This is a genomic window from Streptomyces sp. DH10 (assembly GCF_029813805.1).
Classification (GTDB): Bacteria; Actinomycetota; Actinomycetes; order Streptomycetales; family Streptomycetaceae; genus Streptomyces; species Streptomyces coeruleofuscus.
Window position 1 is genome coordinate 353,408 of the sequence record NZ_JARVKU010000004.1, and the last position, 15,343, is coordinate 368,750.

Consider the following 15,343-nt stretch of genomic DNA (forward strand, 5'->3'; position numbering starts at 1 on the left):
ATTCTGTTTCAATTTCACTTTTTGATTCGGAAACGACTTCCGTTGAAACCACCTCGGACGTAGGACAGGCCGCCCTGGGGGCGGGGGACATGTTCCGGCCGGGCGCCGAGCGGCGGGTCGGTGACCTGGTCCAGCAGTTGGCAGCGGCCGTCCGGGCTGAGCAGTATCGGCGGTGGGTGGCCGGCGTTGCTGTAGATGATCAGCCGACTGCGCGGGTCGATGAGCGGATGGCGGCGCTCAGGGCGCTGCGCAGCATGCCCATGACGGCGGCGGCCTCCAGGCCGATGCCGACTACGTCGCCGTCGGGCGAGCGGAGCGAGACCCCCCGGAGGGTGACGGCGATCTCCCGTTCGCGGGCACTGGTATCCCCTAACCCAACGCCATTCACATACCGAAACGCTTACGGGGTCCTCGCCGGTGAGGATGTCGCCCATGACCTCGCTGGCGCGGGCCGCGGCCTATGCGTCGGACACCAACTGAAGCAGCATTACCTCCGCGCTGCAGCCAGCCGACTTTCTCTGTCGTGCCCTATTCCGGGCGAGGACTGACGCTTTCATACTCGAGTTGCGCTTCGAGATAGGCAACCAGCGTTTTCGCACGCGTGCGCCATGCCGACCACGGCGGCCCGTTACGCAGGCCTGTCATTCGGCTGCGTACGGGCCGGCCGGCTTTCGGTTCTGGTCATTCGCTCTGGAACTCACCGCCCTCTCCGCCCGCTTCCCGGGGCGGGGCCACGCGAATCCGATCGCCGGGGTGAATGAGGTCCGGGTCCTCGATCTGTGGGTTCCACTCCAGAATCTCATCCAGACTCACGTGGTGCATCCGCGCGATCTTGGTGAGATTGTCACCGCGCTTCACTACGTAGAACTGCGTTCTTGTCTTTGCCATGCGTCCAGCCTAAGACAATTCCCCGCGAGAACAAAGTGCAGAATTCTGTTTCGATTTCACTTTTTGATTCGGAAACCGCTTCTACCGAAGGCGGCTTCCGCCTGGCGGAAGGGCCGTTGCGGTGCCCGGAGGGCCGCCCCGACGATGACGGCACGACCAGAGACGGGAGCCAGTGCCCATGCCTCACATGACCGCCTTCGCCAGGAACCAGTGGTACGTCGCCGCCTACAGTCACGAGGTCGGGCGGGAGTTGCTCGGACGGACGATCCTCGGTGAGACGCTCGTGCTCTACCGGACCGAGGAGGAGGGCACGCCCGTCGTGCTGCACGACCGGTGTGTGCACCGCCGGTACCCGCTGTCCGAGGCCCCGACGCGGCTCGACGGCGACCGGATCGTCTGCGGGTACCACGGGTTCACGTACGACACGACCGGTACGTGCGTGTACGTGCCGGGGCAGAAGCGCGTGCCGCGCACGGCCCGGGTCGCCTCCTACCCAGTCGTCGAACAGGACTCGCTGATCTGGGTGTGGATCGGTGACCCGGCGCTCGCCGATCCGCAGAGCATCCCGCGGGCCAGGCACCTCGACTCCCCCGGCTGGGTCACCGTGCGCGGCATGGAGCCCATCGACTGCGACTACGGACTCCTCGTCGACAACCTCCTAGACCTGTCCCACGAGACGTATCTGCACGGCGGGTACATCGGCACCCCCGAGGTCGCCGAGACACCGATCACGACGGAGGTCGACGAGGGCGCCGGCATCGTCCGGGTCAGCCGGCACATGGACGACGCCGAGTGCCCGCCGTTCTACGCCAAGTCCACCGGCATAGAAGGCCGGATCACCCGCTGGCAGGACATCGAGTACCACGCGCCCTGCCTGTATCTGCTGCACAGCCGTATCGCCCCGGTCGGTGTGCTGCCCGAGGCGGACGGCAGCGATCCGAACGGCTTCCACACCGAGATCACGTACGCGATCACACCGTCCGGCGACGGCAAGGTGTACGACTTCTGGGCCGTCTCCCGCGACTGGGCGACCGACGACGCCGAGGTCACCGAGTTCCTGCGCGGCAACAACCACACGGTCGTGATGCAGGACGTCACCGCCCTCAACCTGCTCCAGAAGACCCTCGGCACCGAGCGCACCGGCTACCAGGAGCTGAGCATCAACATCGACACCGGTGGTCTGGCCGCCCGCCGAATCCTCGCCCGGCTGGTCGAGGAGGGCGAGAAGCCCGTGGAGAAGGTCCAGTGACGAGCCCGACCGGCGAGATCTACCGCATCGACTGGCTGCCCGGCACCGACGTCCTGCACGGCACCTGCCACTGCGGCCGCGAGCACACCGCGCAGGACCCGGTGGAGATGTGGGAGTGGATGCTCGCCCACCCCCAGGGGCACGAGATCGACGAGCCGCGAGGAAACAGTTCATGAGCATCTACCAAGCCGAACTCGTCGTCGAGCGGCGTGAGTTCGCCGCCGACGGCGTGCTCGCCCTCACCCTGCGCCACCCGCTCGGCGAGCCGCTGCCGGCGTGGGAGCCGGGCGCCCACATTGACGTCGTGCTCGGCCCCGGGCTGGAGCGGCAGTACTCGCTGTGCGGCGATCCGGCCGACCGGTCGGCCTGGCGGATCGCGGTGCTGCGCGAGCCGGACGGCCGGGGCGGCTCGGCCCATGTGCACGAGCAGGTCGGGCAGGGCGACAAAGTCCGCGTACGCGGGCCCCGGAACAACTTCGGCCTGGAGCCCGCCCCCCGCTACCGCTTCGTCGCGGGCGGCATCGGCATCACCCCGATCCTGCCGATGCTGGCGGCGGCCGAGGCGGCGGGCGCCGAGTGGACGCTGCTGTACGGCGGGCGCAGCCGCCGGTCCATGGCGTTCGGCGAGGAACTCGCCCGGTACGGGGACCGGGTGACGATCGCGCCCGAGGACGAGACGGGGCTGCTGGACCTGCCCTCCGTGCTGGACGACGTATCCGAGGGCACGCTCGTCTACTGCTGCGGACCCGAGCCGCTGCTGGACGCGGTCGAGGAGCGCTGCCCGTCCGCGGTGCTGCGTGTCGAGCGGTTCCGTCCGAAGGAGCTGGAGACGGGCGGCGACACCGGGTTCGAGGTGGAGCTGGCGCGCAGCGGCAGGACGCTCTCGGTCGCGCCGGACGTGTCCGTGCTGGACGCCGTGCGCGACGCCGGGGTCGAGGTCCTCTACTCCTGCACCGAGGGAACCTGCGGGACCTGTGAGACCGACGTCCTGGACGGCACTCCGGAACACCGGGACTCGGTGCTCACCCCTCAGGAGCGGGAGAGCGGCGAGACGATGATGATCTGCGTGTCCCGGTGCCGGGGGCGGCGGCTGGTGCTGGACTTGTGATCCGCAGGTCGGCCTCGATCCCGGCGACGGTGGCCAGCAGGTGCGGCAACAGGTCGCGGCGTACGGAATCGACGGAGTTGCGCCCGGCGTGCACGGCGATGTTGACGGCCGCGACCACCTCGCCGTCCCGGTCCCGCACCGGGGCGGCAACCGACCTCAGCCCCTCCTCCAATTCCTGGTCGACGACGGCGTAGCCCTGCCGGCGGACGCGGCGCAGCTCCGTCCGCAGGGCCTGAGGCGTGGCGACCGTGCGCGGGGTGAGGGGCTTCAACTCCGCCCGGGCGAGCCTGGCTTCGACGTCCTCGTCCGGCAACTGGGCGAGGATCACCCGGCCCACCGAGGTCACATACGCCGGGAACCGGGTGCCGACCGTGATGGACGCGCTCATGATGCGGCGGGTCGGGACCCGGGCGACGTACACGATGTCGTCGCCGTCGAGAACACAGAGCGACGATGATTCCCGTACCCGCGCGACGAGTTGCTCCAGATGGGGCTCGGCGATCTGGGGCAGCGTGTAACTGGCGAGGTAGGAGTAGCCGAGTTCCAGCACCCGCGGGCTGAGGCGGAAGCGGCGGCCGTCGGTGTGGACGTAGCCGAGATCGGCGAGGGTGAGCAGGAAACGGCGCGCCGCCGCGCGCGTCAGTTCGCAGGCCCGCGCGACCTCGCTCAGGGTCAGCGCCGGATGCTCGGCGTCGAAGGCGCGGATCACGGCGAGGCCGCGTTCGAAGGACCGGACGAAATGCGGTGCGCGGGCTTCAGCGGACATCCTGGGCCTCCGGCGTGACGTACGACCGTGCGCTGTGCGCACGCTAGGAGTGCGGATCTCGTGGTGTCAACGAGCAGTGCCCGCAAGGGCATTGACCATGGAGCGGACACGGCCATACGTTCTCGCTGAGCACAAGCGTGCTGTCTGCGCACAACCTGTCGGAGAACCACAGCCGGTCCCACAGGAGGAGTCTTGCGTCGTCGTCTCTTCACCCGCTTAGCGGCCGTGTCCGTCCTGCTCACCGCGGCGGCCTGTGGCTCGTCCGACGGCGGTGGCACCTCGGACGCGGGCGCCTCGTCCGGCGAAGTGACCACCGTCGAGGTCGGGCTCATTCCCATCGTGGACGTGGCACCGCTCTATCTGGGCCAGGAGAAGGGCTTCTTCGAGAAGCAGGGCCTGAAACTGCGGTTCACCACCGCGCAGGGCGGCGCGGCGATCGTGCCCGGTGTGGCCAGCGGTCAGTTCGAGTTCGGGTTCTCCAACGTGACGTCGCTGATGATCGCCCAGTCCAACAACGTGCCGATCAAGGCCGTCGCGAACGCGATCGCGTCGACCGGTGCCGAGGGCAAGGACTTCAGCGCGATCACCGTGGGCAAGGAAAGTCCGATCAGGTCGCCGAAGGACCTGGAGGGCAAGCGGGTCGCCATCAACACCCTGAGGAACATCAACGAGACGTCCGTGCGCGCCTCGGTGCGCAAGGCGGGCGGCGACCCGGACAAGGTGAAGTTCGTCGAGCTCGCCTTCGACCAGATGCCGGCCGCCCTCGACAGCGGGCAGATCGACGCCGCCCAGGTGGTCGAACCCGCCCTCGCCACCGTCAAGAGCCAGGGGGGACGCGTGATCGCCTCGCCCTTGGTGGACGTGGCGCCCGACCTCACCGTCGCGCTGTACTTCACCTCGACCCGGTACGCCCAGCAGAACCCGGACGTGGTCGAGAAGTTCCGGAAGGCCACCGCCGAGTCCCTCGCCTACGCCGACGCCCACCCGGACGAGGCCCGCCAGATCGTCACCACGTACACGAAGATCCCGGCGGCGGTGCTGGAGAAGGTGACCCTGCCCAAGTGGCCGGCGGAGCCGAACCGCGCCTCCATCGAAGCGCTGATGAAGCTCGGCGAGGAGGACGGCCTGTTCAAGTCGACGCCGGATCTGGACAAGCTGCTGCCGTGAGGGGCACAGACGCATGAGGGGCGTGAACGCCGCACTCGGTGCGGCCGGACTCGCCGCCTTTCTCGCCCTGGGTGAGGCGGTGCCGCGGCTCGGCCTGGTCGAGGAGGCCTACTTCCCGCCCACCAGCCGTATCGCCGAAGCGCTCGCGGACGAGGCGGCCGACTCGTCCTTCTGGACGGCGCTCGGCGACACGCTCACCGGCTGGGCGCTGGGCCTGGCGATCGCGTCCTGTGCGGGGATCGCGGTGGGCGTGCTGATCTCGGTCGTGCCGCATCTGCGCGAGGCGACGGCCTCCACGATCGAGTTCCTGCGCCCGATCCCCTCGGTCGCGCTGATCCCGCTGGCGGTGCTGCTGTACGGCACCGAACTGCGCTCGGTACTCCTCCTCGTCGTCTACGCGTCGTTCTGGCAGGTCCTGATCCAGGTCCTGTACGGCGTCCAGGACGTCGACCCCGTCGCCGACGAGACGGCGAGGTCGTACGGCCTCGGCACCTGGGCGCGGATCCGGCACGTGCTGTGGCCGACCGCGCTGCCGTACGTCATGACCGGCGTCCGGCTGGCGGCGGCGGTCGCGCTGATCCTGGCCATCACGTCCGAACTCGTCATCGGGGCACCGGGGCTGGGCAAGCGGATCGGGGTGGCGCAGGCCTCGCAGGCCGTGCCCGAGATGTACGCGCTGATCGTGGTGACCGGCCTGCTGGGGCTGCTGATCAACGTGGGCGCGCGCTCGGTGGAGCAGCGGGCGCTGGCCTGGCACCAGTCGGTGCGCGGGGAGGTGGCGGTGTGAGGCGCCCACTGCTGCGGCTGGTGTTCACCGTCGCCCTGCCGGCCCTGCTGGTCGCGGTCTGGTGGGTGGCGTCCGCCGGCAGTACGGACGTGTACTGGCCGCCCTTGCGGACGATCCTGGAGGCGTTCCCGGGCGTGTGGACGGCGGAGCGCCTGCGGGGCGACGTACTGCCCAGCGTGCTGCGGCTGGCGGGCGGTTACGCGCTGGCGGCGGTCGTGGGGGTGGCGCTCGGTACGGTCATCGGGTCCTACCGGCGGGTGCGGGCGGTGTGCGAGCCGGTCCTGGAGTTCCTGCGGGCGGTGCCGCCGCCGGTGCTGGTGCCGGTCATCATGCTGTTCGCGGGGATCGGCGACACGATGAAGGTCACGGTGATCGCGGCCGGCTGCGTGTGGCCCGTCCTGCTCAACACGGTCGAGGGCGTGCGGGCGGTGGACCCGGTGATGGCCGAGACGGCGCGCTCCTACGGCATCACGGGTGTGGCGCGGCTCAGGAAGCTGGTGCTGCGGTCGGCGAGCCCGCAGATCTTCGCGGGGCTGCGCCAAGCCCTGTCCATCGGCATCATCCTCATGGTGATCAGCGAGATGTTCGCCGCGAGCAACGGGCTCGGCTTCACCATCGTCCAGTTCCAGCGCGGCTTCGCGATCCCGGACATGTGGACCGGCATCCTCGTGCTCGGTCTGCTCGGCTTCCTGCTGTCGGTCGTCTTCCAGTGGGTCGAGCGGCGGGCGCTCGGCTGGTACCACGGCCTGCGCGCCTCGGCCCGGCGATCGCCATGAGCCTCTCGAAAGGGCGGTCCATGCTCGACGTACGGGGTCTGAAGAAGGTCTACGAGGGGTCGGGACGGCGGGTGGAGGCGGTCCGCGACCTCACCTTCACCGTCGGCGCCGGTGAACTCGTCTGTCTCGTCGGTCCGTCGGGCTGCGGCAAGACGACACTGCTGAAGTGCGTGGGAGGGCTGCTCGCGCCGACCGGCGGTGAAGTGCTCCTGGAGGGGCGGAAGGTGAGCGGTCCGCCGCCCGGGATGGCGTTCGTCTTCCAGGAGTACGGGCGCAGCCTCTTCCCCTGGATGCGGGTCGGCGAGAACGTCGGACTTCCGTTGCGGCAGAAGGACGTGAGCAAGGCCCGGCGCCGGGAACTGGTCCGCGACGCACTGGAGTCGGTGGGGCTGGCGGATGCCGCGGAGGCGTATCCCTGGCAGCTGTCCGGCGGTATGCAGCAGCGGGTCGCCATCGCCCGGGCCCTGGCCTACGAGCCCCGAGTGCTGCTGATGGACGAGCCGTTCGCGGCGGTGGACGCGCAGACCCGGGCCGATCTGGAGGACCTGGTCCGGGGGCTGTGGCGGGAGCGCCGCATCACGATCCTGTTCGTCACCCACGACATCGACGAGGCCGTCTACCTCGGGGAGCGGGTGATCGTGCTGTCGGCCTCCCCCACCGTCGTCCGGGAGCAGCTGAAGGTCGATCTGCCCGTCGAGCGGGATCAGTTGCACACGAGGGTGGATCCGCGCTTCGCGGAGCTTCGTACTCATGTGTACGAGCAGATCCAGGCCGCGAAGAAGGGGGCGGCCGCGTCCTAGGAGCTCGGTCCGGTCTGACGTCTGGAGGCTGCGGGCTGTGGTGGCTGGTCGCGCCCACGCGGCGGAGCCGCAGATGTCACAGCCCCGCGCCCCTGAAGGGCGCTTGCCCACAGGCCCCTGACGTGGCTCAGGTGCCGGGTCATCACCGCCCGGACGGCCTCCTCGTCCCGGGCGAGCAGTGCGTCGAGGATCTCCAGGTGCTCCTCCGCCGACGCCTCCAGCCGTCCCTGCTCGGCGAGCGCGGTCAGGCCGTACAGCCGGGAGCGGCGTCTGAGGTCCCGTACGACGTCGACGAGATGGTCGTTGCCGGCGAGGGCCAGCAGGCCGAGGTGGAAGCGCAGGTCGGCCTCGACGTAGGCGATGAGGTCGCCGGCCGCGGCGGAGGTGACTATCTCCTGTGCGACCGGCCGGAGTTCCTCCAGCGCCACCGGGTCGGCCGTGGCGGCCAGGCCCGCCGCGGTGGGGATCTCGATCAGCGCGCGGATGTGGGTGTACTCGTCGAGCTGCTTCTCGGAGACGGCGGTGACGCGGAAGCCCTTGTTGGGCACGGTGTCGACGAGGCCTTCCTTGGCGAGGTCGAGCATGGCCTCGCGCACGGGGGTGGCGGAGACGCCGAAGCGGGCGGCGAGGCCCGGGGCCGAGTAGACCTCGCCGGGGAGCAGTTCCCCGGCGATCAGGGCCGCCCGCAGCGCGTCCGCGACCCGCTCGCGGTGGCTTGGTTTCCTGCTGCCGAGCACGGGCAGGGCGGGGGTGGGCTGCGGGGCCATGACGGTCGGAGGTCCTCTCGTGGTCGGACGTGTGCGGCTTACAGGACGAACCCCGCCGGGAACGGGTCCTCGGGGTCCAGCAGGTACTGCGCGGTGCCGGTGATCCAGGCGCGTCCGGTGAAGCTGGGCAGCACGGCCGGGCGGCCGGCCACCTCGGTGGTACCGAGCAGTCTGCCGGTGAACCGGGTGCCGATGAAGGACTCGTTCACGAACTCGGTGTGCAGTGGGAGCTCGCCGCGCGCGTGCAACTGTGCCATGCGGGCGCTGGTGCCCGTGCCGCACGGCGAGCGGTCGAACCAGCCGGGGTGGATGGCCATGGCGTGCCGGGAGTGGCGGGCGGTCGAGCCAGGGGCGGCCAGGTAGACGTGGTGGAGGCCGTGGATGGACGGGTCGTCCGGATGGACGGGCGGGTCCTCGGCGTTGACGGCGGCCATGAGGGACAGCCCGGCCCGGAGGATGTCGTCCTTGCGGGACCGGTCGAAGGGCAGACCGAACCGCTCCAGCGGCAGGATGGCGTAGAAGTTGCCGCCGAATGCGAGGTCGTACGTCACGGTCCGGCCGTCGGCGAGGGTGGCCTCGCGGTCGAGGCCGACGGCGAAAGAAGGCACGTTCCGGAGGGTGACCGACTTGGCGGCCCCGTCCGCCACGGCCACCTCGGCGACGACCGGGCCCGCCGGGGTGTCGAGCCGGATGGTGGTGACCGGCTCGACGACCTCGACCATGCCGGTCTCGACGAGCACGGTCACCACGCCGATGGTGCCGTGCCCGCACATCGGCAGATAGCCGGAGACCTCGATGTAGACGACGCCCCAGTCGCAGTCGGGCCGGGTCGGCGGCTGGAGGATCGCGCCGCTCATGGCGGCGTGACCGCGCGGCTCGTTCATCAGCAACTGCTTGAGGTGGTCGCGGTGTTCGCGGAAGTACAGCCGCCGCTCGTTCATGGTGGCGCCGGGGATGGTGCCGATGCCGCCGGTGATGACGCGGGTCGGCATGCCCTCGGTGTGCGAGTCGACGGCGTGCAGGGCGAGTCTGCTGCGCATGGTCCCTACGACAATCCGGCCGCGACGGCCTTCTCGGTGGCGGCCCGGACGGCGGCCTCCTGCTCGGGCGGCAGGGGCATGCGCGGCGGGCGGCAGGGTCCGCCGTGGCGGCCGACGAGGTCCATGGACAGTTTGATGGCCTGGACGAACTCCACCCGCGAGTCCCACCGCAGCAGCGGATGCAGCTGCCGGTAGAGGGACCGCGCGGTGTCGAGGTCGCCGTCGACGGCCGCGTGGTACAGCTCGACCGAGGCCTGCGGCAGCGCGTTCGGGTAGCCCGCCACCCAGCCCTTCGCACCCGCGACGGCCAGCTCCAGCAGGACGTCGTCCGCGCCGATCAGCAGGTCGAGTTCGGGGGCGAGCTCGGCGATGCGGTAGGCCCGGCGGACGTCTCCGGAGAACTCCTTCACCGCCCGGATGTACCCCTCGCCGTGCAGCCGGGCGAGCAGCTCGGGCACGAGGTCGACCTTGGTGTCGATCGGGTTGTTGTACGCGACGACCGGCAGGCCCGTCTTCGCGACCTCGGCGTAGTGGGCGAGGACGGAACGCTCGTCGGCGCGGTAGGCGTTCGGCGGCAGCAGCATCACCGCCCGGCAGCCCGCCTCGCCCGCCTGCTCGGCCCAGCGCCGGGACTCGGCGGACCCGTACGCGGCGACGCCGGGCATGACGCGCTGACCGCCGATCGCGGCGACGGCCGTCTCGACGACCCGGGCGCGCTCCTCGGGGGTGAGCACCTGGTACTCGCCGAGGGAGCCGTTCGGCACGACGCCGTCGCAGCCGTTCTCGACCAGCCAGGCGCAGTGCTCGGCGTACTTGTCGTAGTTCACGGAGAGGTCGTCGTTCAGCGGGAGCGCGGTGGCCACGAGGACGCCGCGCCAGGGGCGGTGGTCGGTCATGACAGTTCCTCCTGGGTGTGTTGCCGTGCGAGGACGCCGAGCGGTACGGGACGGGCGAACGGCCTTCTGGACGGGGAGGGCGCGCAGCCGGCGAGACCCGCGACCGCGACGGCGCACATCCGGCCCTGGCACCAGCCCATTCCGGCCCGGGTCAGCAGCTTCACGGTGCGCTCGTCCCCCGCTCCGAGGTCCAGGGCGTCGCGCACGGCACCGGCGGTGACCTCCTCGCAGCGGCAGACCACGGTGTCGTCGGTGACTTGTTCGCTCCAGTGCGCGGGCGGCGTGTACGCGGCGTCGAGGGCGGCCGCGGAACTCCGGAGCTTGGTGCGGGCCTTGAGGGCGGCGGGCGCCGGGCCGGGGGTGGTGCCGCGCAGGCGGGCGGCGGCGGAGCACCCGGCGATGTGCCCCTCGGCGAGGGCGAGGGCCGCGCCGCCGATGCCGGTGGACTCCCCGGCCGCCCACACGCCGGGTACGTCCGTGCGCTGCTCGGCGTCGACGGCCACGGCGAGCCCGTCCAGGCCGCAGCCGAGGCCCTCCGCCAGGTCGGTGTGCGCGAGCATGCCGTGGCCGACGGCCAGGGTGTCGCAGGGCAACTGCCGCTCGGTGCCGGGCCGGACGCGTCCGGCCGTGTCGAGGGCGGCGACCGTGACTCCGGTCAGCCGGTCGTCGCCGTGGGCGCGGACGACGGTGTGGCGGGCCAGGACCGGCACGCGGTGGCGCAGCAGCCGGGCGGCGTATCCGGCGCCCTCGGGGAGCTTCCCGGCCAGGGCCGGGCCGTGGCGGGCCAGGCGCCCGGGGCCGGTGGACTCGACGAGCGCGGCGACCTCCGCACCGGCCGCCGCGAGCCCGGTCGCCACGGGCAGCAGCAGCGGCCCGGTCCCGGCCACGACGGCCCGCCGTCCCGGCACCACGAGGCCGCCCTTGAGCATGGCCTGGGCGCCTCCGGCGGTGACGACGCCCGGGAGGGTCCAGCCGGGGAAGGGCAGCACGTGTTCGTGTCCGCCGGTGGCCAGGAGCACGGCACGGGCGTGCACCTCGGCCGGCTCCTCCTGCTCCGGGCCGAGCAGCGCGTGCACGGTGAAGCCGCCGGACGTCCGCTCCACGCACCACACATGGTGATCCGTCAGCACGCGTACGGTACTGGCGGCGAGGCCGTCCCGCAGCCGCTCCCAGGTCCGCCACCGGTGGTGCAGCGCCTCGGGCCGCCCGGCCCCGAGAGCGGCGGCGGGCTGCCGGTAGAACTGCCCGCCGGTCTCCGTCGCCGCGTCGACGAGCACGACCCGGGTGCCGCGCGCACTCGCCGCCAGCGACGCGGCCAGCCCGGCCGGTCCGGCGCCGATCACGACGAGTTCAGCCCGCATGACCGTCTCCCCCGCCGTCCGCCCTCACGTGGTCCACGTCCGCATGGCCCGTCCCCCGCTGCGTGCCGATCACGTCACCCGGCCGCACCGGTACCAGACAAGCGCGTTGATTGGGACGGTCGTTGACGGTCACCAGGCAGTCGAAGCAGACGCCGATCCCGCAGAACACCCCGCGCGGACGGCCCTCGCCCCGGGTGGTGCGCCAGGAGGTGACGCCCGCCGCCCACAGCACGGCTGCCACCGTCTGACCCGGCAGCGCGTCGACCGGCCGCCCGTCGAAGGTGACCGTGAAGGCGGGGCCGGGCCTGGCCCCCGCGAGCTCCAGTGGATTCACTCGGCCTCCTCGGGAAAGCGGTCGGGCCGGAACGGGACGAGATCCAGACCGGGCGTCCGCCCGGTCAGCGCCTGGGCGATCAACTGCCCGGTGCCGGTGGCGAGACCGATGCCCGCGCCCTCGTGCCCGCAGGCGTGCAGCAGTCCGGGGGCCCGGGGGTCGGGGCCGATCGCGGGCAGATGGTCCGGCAGATACGGCCGGAAGCCCACGTACGTCCGCATGGCCCGGACTCCGGCGAGGAACGGGAAGAGCCGCGTCGCGCCCGCCGCCAGCGCCCGCAGCGCCGGGAGCGACAACGACCGGTCGAATCCGGTCCGTTCGCGGCTGGCGCCGATGAGGACCGGCCCGGCGGGGGTGCCCTCGACGACCGGGGAGGTCTGGAGGGCCGCCGAGTCGCTGGCGACGTCGGCCACGTAGTCGGCGGCATACACCTTGTGCCGGATACGGGGCGGCAGCGGCTCGGTGACCAGGACGAAGCCGCGCCGGGGCAGCACCGGCAGCGACACCCCGGCACGGGCCGCCACCTCACCGCCCCAGGTGCCGGCCGCGTTGACGACGGCCGGGGCGTGGATGTCGCCCCGGCCGGTACGCACTCCGCGCACCGCACCGCCGGGGCCGCGCAGCACTCCGGTCATCTCCCGGCCGGTGAGCAGCCGGGCGTTCGAGGCGCGCAGCAAGTGGGCCGCCGCCAGGGCGGGCATCACCTGGGCGTCCTGCGGGTAGTGCACGCCGCCCGCGAGGCCGGGGGCCAGGTACGGCTCCAGGTCCGGGAGCCGGTCGGGCGGCACCGGGACCGCCTCGACCCCGGCCGCGCGCTGCCCCGCGGCGAGTCTCTCCAGCCCGGCCAGCGCCTCGCCGGTGCCGGCGACGACGACCCCGCCCTTGGCCTCGTATTCGACCGCCTTCCCCAGCCCCTCCTCGGCCAGTTCGGCCCACAGCCGGGCGGACAGCAGGGCCAGGTCGAGCTCGGGCCCGGGTTCCTTGTCGGAGACGAGGAGGTTGCCCTCCCCCGCGCCGGTCGTGCCGCCGGCCACCGGGCCCCGGTCGACCACGACGGTGTCCAGGCCCGCGCGGGCCGCGTACAGGGCGCAGGCGGCGCCCACCACTCCGGCTCCGACCACCACGACATCGCAGGTCAGCGGCTTGCTCACGCCAGTACTATGTCACACACCACATTGCCTGGGAATGGGGCGAACGCCGGCGATCCCGGGCGGGTGCGGTGCCGTGACGACGGGGAACGGGCGGGGCTCAGTCCGCCGCGGGGACGACCCGGAGGTGGGAGGCGGTACGGCGTGTCCGGCGGTCCCGGGACGGGGTGCGGCGGGCATCGCGCAACGCGAAGGTGAGCCGGGTGCAGCCCAGCTCCTCGAGCGTCCTGGACGTCTCGACGACGATCCGGCAGTCGGTGGCGCCCCAGCGCGGGTCCGGGTGCAGCAACGGCCGTACGGCGCCGTCCTGTTCGACGGCGCTCTCGCCGACCGAGCGGATCCAGTGCGGCAGGCCGTGCCGGTAGGCGGCCTCCATGATGGGGTCCTGGGCGATGTCGCGGCGGATGGCCTGGAGCCCGTGGTCGGGGCCGTGGCTCTCCACGGTCCGCGCGAAGTGCGCGAGCATCGGCAGGCACCAGCTCGCCTCGTGCTCGCCGAGCACCGTGGGGGCGTCGGGGTGGAACAGCACGAACCGGAGGAAGTTGTCGCCCGGCATGGCCGTCGGGTGCGGACCGACGCCACCGAAAAGTGACCGGAAGGCGCTGTTGGCCAGCACCACGTCCCAGCAGTGGTCGACGACGAGCGAAGGGAAGGAGACGGCTTCCAGAAGCCCGGCGTAGTCCCCCAGGTAGGCCTGGACATCGGAAGTCTCGGGGACGGGCCGCGGTGCCGGCCGCTGCCCTCCTGCCTGATATGCCATCGGGAGGTCACCCCTCTTGCCTGTGCGGCCTTGACGCGGCGCCCCGATCCTGCTGCCCCGAGTTGAGGCGTGTCAACTATCGTGGCATTTTATGCCTGTTGACGGCTGAAATTGGCCACAGTTGTGGCGAGACCTGGATGTGAGTTCGAACCACCCGCTACGCTCCGGGAAGTTAACGCGGGGGTAGGTCACGGCATCCACTTGTGAGAAGCCTGTGAGAGACGTAGGAGATCTGTCGGTGACGGGTGGCTTCGTCGAAGGTCCGGGCGCCACGCCGACGGCCGTGCTGGCGGCCGTCGTCTCCCGTGTCACCGCGCTCGCCGACCGGCTCGGGGTGCCGCACGCCGAGGTCTTCGACATCGGCCGGCTGTCCGTCGCCTCCGGGGTCCCGGAGCCCGTGGTCAAGGCCTTGCTCTGCGGCAGGCCGGCGGGTGAACCCGATGTACAGGCCCGCTTCCTCCAGCGCCTGGACCTGCTGCGCCGGACCCGGCTCAAGCCCAACGGCCGCAAGTACACCCAGCAGGAGATCGCCGACGGAGCGGGCATGTCCCGGCAGCAGGCCGGTGCCCTCATCAACGGCGACCGGCGGCCGACCATGGAGCACTGCGACGCCCTCCAGCGGTTCTTCCGGGTGCATGCCGGTTTCCTCACGGCCGAGGACCCCGAGGCGCTGGTGAGCGCCCTCCAGCACACCGAGCAGGAACTGCTCCAGAAGCTCGCCGACCGCGAGCGGGAGGCCGCCGCGGCGGCCGACGACCCGCTGGAGCGGCTGTTGCAGGACCACGGCGTGCGCGGCATCGCCTGGCGGGCCGCACAGCTGCCCACCGACCAGCACCGCGACAAGGTGGCGGAGTGGCTGGACATGCTCCTGGAGAGCGTCAAGCGGCCCGAGTCGTGACCGTGGGGAGAACTGTGGGCATCGGTAAGGAAATGCGCCGCCTGTGCGGTGAGCTGGTCGCGGAGCTGACGCTCCCCGCGCCGGCGCGGCCCGACGAGCTGTACGCCGCGCTGTGCGACGCCATGAGCAGACGCCGGGGCCGCCCCGTCCACTTCCGCACGGCCGCCTTCCCGCCCGGGACCGCGAGCGGGCTGTGGCTCGACATGGCCGAGCAGGACCTCGTCGTGATCGAGGAACGCACGGCTCCCGACCACCAGTTGGTGATCCTGGGGCACGAGCTGTGGCACATGAAGGCGGGGCACTGCTCCCACCACGTCGAGGGCGCCGCCGTCGCGGCCCGGCTGCTCCACGACGACGCCGACCTCCAGGCGACGGTGCACAAGGTCGCCGCGCGCACCCGCTTCGACCTCGACGACGAGAAGGAGGCCGAGAGCTTCGGCCTGCTGCTCGCCAGCAAGTGCCGGGCGTGGCTGGCGGGTTCGTCGTCGCGTGGGCCGGTGCAGCGGGACCATCTGGCGGGACGGATCGAGGCGTCGCTGGGGTATCCGGGGCCGCAGGGCTGACAGGCGGTGCCCAGGTCGCGGCCATGCTTTCCCCT

General features: G+C 71.7%; 18 protein-coding genes and 1 pseudogene. 9 read left to right on the forward strand and 10 right to left on the reverse strand.

Annotated features, from left to right (window positions below):
• Positions 1-50 precede the first annotated feature (50 nt).
• Both QC385_RS11075 and QC385_RS11080 read right to left on the reverse strand, forming a co-directional pair.
• Positions 51-355 (reverse strand): annotated as a pseudogene (locus QC385_RS11075) (SpoIIE family protein phosphatase); the annotation flags it as partial.
• 326 nt (positions 356-681) lie between these two features.
• Positions 682-888, reverse strand: a complete 207-nt coding sequence (locus tag QC385_RS11080; RefSeq protein ID WP_279541086.1) for a LysM peptidoglycan-binding domain-containing protein — start codon at positions 886-888, stop codon at positions 682-684.
• A gap of 178 nt (positions 889-1,066) precedes the next feature.
• On the opposite strand from QC385_RS11080, the gene QC385_RS11085 reads away from it, so the two are divergent.
• From QC385_RS11085 to QC385_RS11095, 3 genes are read left to right on the forward strand one after another with little or no spacing between them, the layout of a single operon-like run.
• Positions 1,067-2,137 carry an aromatic ring-hydroxylating dioxygenase subunit alpha gene (locus QC385_RS11085; RefSeq protein WP_184991030.1) on the forward strand — a complete coding sequence of 357 codons (1,071 nt, stop codon included), beginning with the start codon at positions 1,067-1,069 and terminating at the stop codon, positions 2,135-2,137.
• Positions 2,134-2,313, forward strand: coding sequence for a hypothetical protein (locus QC385_RS11090; protein WP_279541087.1), 180 nt, complete (start codon positions 2,134-2,136; stop codon positions 2,311-2,313). The genes QC385_RS11085 and QC385_RS11090 overlap by 4 nt, the downstream gene beginning before the upstream one ends.
• Positions 2,310-3,245 (forward strand): PDR/VanB family oxidoreductase, encoded by a 936-nt coding sequence (locus tag QC385_RS11095; protein ID WP_279541088.1) that lies wholly within the window; start codon positions 2,310-2,312, stop codon positions 3,243-3,245. Before QC385_RS11090 ends, QC385_RS11095 begins: the two co-directional genes overlap by 4 nt.
• Here the strand turns inward: QC385_RS11095 and QC385_RS11100 are convergent.
• A complete protein-coding gene (locus QC385_RS11100; protein ID WP_279541089.1) occupies positions 3,160-4,011 on the reverse strand; it encodes an IclR family transcriptional regulator domain-containing protein in 852 nt (283 codons plus the stop codon). The genes QC385_RS11095 and QC385_RS11100 overlap by 86 nt on opposite strands.
• 192 nt (positions 4,012-4,203) lie before the next feature.
• Here QC385_RS11100 and QC385_RS11105 point away from each other — a divergent pair, with 192 nt between their 5' ends.
• Genes QC385_RS11105 through QC385_RS11120 form a run of 4 tightly spaced genes read left to right on the forward strand, consistent with a single transcriptional unit; the run spans position 4,204 to position 7,541 of the window.
• A complete protein-coding gene (locus QC385_RS11105) occupies positions 4,204-5,178 on the forward strand; it encodes an ABC transporter substrate-binding protein (protein ID WP_279541090.1) in 975 nt (324 codons plus the stop codon).
• A 13-nt stretch (positions 5,179-5,191) separates the two neighbouring features.
• A complete protein-coding gene (locus QC385_RS11110) occupies positions 5,192-5,965 on the forward strand; it encodes an ABC transporter permease (RefSeq protein WP_279541091.1) in 774 nt (257 codons plus the stop codon).
• A complete protein-coding gene (locus QC385_RS11115) occupies positions 5,962-6,741 on the forward strand; it encodes an ABC transporter permease (RefSeq protein ID WP_279541092.1) in 780 nt (259 codons plus the stop codon). Before QC385_RS11110 ends, QC385_RS11115 begins: the two co-directional genes overlap by 4 nt.
• Positions 6,742-6,761: 20 nt before the next feature.
• Positions 6,762-7,541, forward strand: coding sequence for an ABC transporter ATP-binding protein (locus QC385_RS11120; protein WP_279541093.1), 780 nt, complete (start codon positions 6,762-6,764; stop codon positions 7,539-7,541).
• Here QC385_RS11120 and QC385_RS11125 read toward each other — a convergent pair.
• The 7 genes from QC385_RS11125 to QC385_RS11155 all read right to left on the reverse strand — a co-directional run bounded on the left by QC385_RS11125 (position 7,538) and on the right by QC385_RS11155 (position 13,847).
• Positions 7,538-8,308, reverse strand: a complete 771-nt coding sequence (locus tag QC385_RS11125) for a GntR family transcriptional regulator (RefSeq protein ID WP_279541094.1) — start codon at positions 8,306-8,308, stop codon at positions 7,538-7,540. The genes QC385_RS11120 and QC385_RS11125 overlap by 4 nt on opposite strands.
• Positions 8,309-8,346: 38 nt before the next feature.
• A complete protein-coding gene (locus QC385_RS11130; protein WP_279541095.1) occupies positions 8,347-9,348 on the reverse strand; it encodes a proline racemase family protein in 1,002 nt (333 codons plus the stop codon).
• A gap of 5 nt (positions 9,349-9,353) precedes the next feature.
• Complete coding sequence (locus QC385_RS11135) at positions 9,354-10,244, reverse strand: dihydrodipicolinate synthase family protein (RefSeq protein WP_279541096.1); 891 nt, start codon at positions 10,242-10,244, stop codon at positions 9,354-9,356.
• A complete protein-coding gene (locus QC385_RS11140; protein ID WP_279541097.1) occupies positions 10,241-11,605 on the reverse strand; it encodes an NAD(P)/FAD-dependent oxidoreductase in 1,365 nt (454 codons plus the stop codon). The genes QC385_RS11135 and QC385_RS11140 overlap by 4 nt, the downstream gene beginning before the upstream one ends.
• On the reverse strand, positions 11,595-11,939 hold the full coding sequence (locus QC385_RS11145) for a (2Fe-2S)-binding protein (RefSeq protein ID WP_279541098.1): 345 nt from the start codon (positions 11,937-11,939) through the stop codon (positions 11,595-11,597). The genes QC385_RS11140 and QC385_RS11145 overlap by 11 nt, the downstream gene beginning before the upstream one ends.
• Positions 11,936-13,090 (reverse strand): NAD(P)/FAD-dependent oxidoreductase, encoded by a 1,155-nt coding sequence (locus QC385_RS11150; protein ID WP_279541099.1) that lies wholly within the window; start codon positions 13,088-13,090, stop codon positions 11,936-11,938. The genes QC385_RS11145 and QC385_RS11150 overlap by 4 nt, the downstream gene beginning before the upstream one ends.
• 97 nt (positions 13,091-13,187) lie before the next feature.
• Positions 13,188-13,847, reverse strand: coding sequence for an MmyB family transcriptional regulator (locus tag QC385_RS11155; protein ID WP_279541100.1), 660 nt, complete (start codon positions 13,845-13,847; stop codon positions 13,188-13,190).
• 238 nt (positions 13,848-14,085) lie between these two features.
• On the opposite strand from QC385_RS11155, the gene QC385_RS11160 reads away from it, so the two are divergent.
• On the forward strand, positions 14,086-14,745 hold the full coding sequence (locus QC385_RS11160; protein WP_279541101.1) for a helix-turn-helix domain-containing protein: 660 nt from the start codon (positions 14,086-14,088) through the stop codon (positions 14,743-14,745).
• 32 nt (positions 14,746-14,777) lie between these two features.
• On the forward strand, positions 14,778-15,308 hold the full coding sequence (locus QC385_RS11165) for a toxin-antitoxin system, toxin component (RefSeq protein WP_086847644.1): 531 nt from the start codon (positions 14,778-14,780) through the stop codon (positions 15,306-15,308).
• Positions 15,309-15,343: the final 35 nt, after the last annotated feature.

Bases quoted from the DNA above. Each gene is read 5' to 3' on its own strand.
- QC385_RS11155 (WP_279541100.1), bottom strand. From the start codon at position 13,847: ATGGCATATCAGGCAGGAGGGCAGCGGCCGGCACCGCGGCCCGTCCCC.
- QC385_RS11135 (WP_279541096.1), bottom strand. From the start codon at position 10,244: ATGACCGACCACCGCCCCTGGCGCGGCGTCCTCGTGGCCACCGCGCTC.
- QC385_RS11080 (WP_279541086.1), bottom strand. From the start codon at position 888: ATGGCAAAGACAAGAACGCAGTTCTACGTAGTGAAGCGCGGTGACAAT.
- QC385_RS11130 (WP_279541095.1), bottom strand. From the start codon at position 9,348: ATGCGCAGCAGACTCGCCCTGCACGCCGTCGACTCGCACACCGAGGGC.
- QC385_RS11095 (WP_279541088.1), top strand. From the start codon at position 2,310: ATGAGCATCTACCAAGCCGAACTCGTCGTCGAGCGGCGTGAGTTCGCC.
- QC385_RS11120 (WP_279541093.1), top strand. From the start codon at position 6,762: ATGCTCGACGTACGGGGTCTGAAGAAGGTCTACGAGGGGTCGGGACGG.
- QC385_RS11085 (WP_184991030.1), top strand. From the start codon at position 1,067: ATGCCTCACATGACCGCCTTCGCCAGGAACCAGTGGTACGTCGCCGCC.
- QC385_RS11140 (WP_279541097.1), bottom strand. From the start codon at position 11,605: ATGCGGGCTGAACTCGTCGTGATCGGCGCCGGACCGGCCGGGCTGGCC.
- QC385_RS11110 (WP_279541091.1), top strand. From the start codon at position 5,192: ATGAGGGGCGTGAACGCCGCACTCGGTGCGGCCGGACTCGCCGCCTTT.
- QC385_RS11100 (WP_279541089.1), bottom strand. From the start codon at position 4,011: ATGTCCGCTGAAGCCCGCGCACCGCATTTCGTCCGGTCCTTCGAACGC.
- QC385_RS11165 (WP_086847644.1), top strand. From the start codon at position 14,778: ATGCGCCGCCTGTGCGGTGAGCTGGTCGCGGAGCTGACGCTCCCCGCG.
- QC385_RS11125 (WP_279541094.1), bottom strand. From the start codon at position 8,308: ATGGCCCCGCAGCCCACCCCCGCCCTGCCCGTGCTCGGCAGCAGGAAA.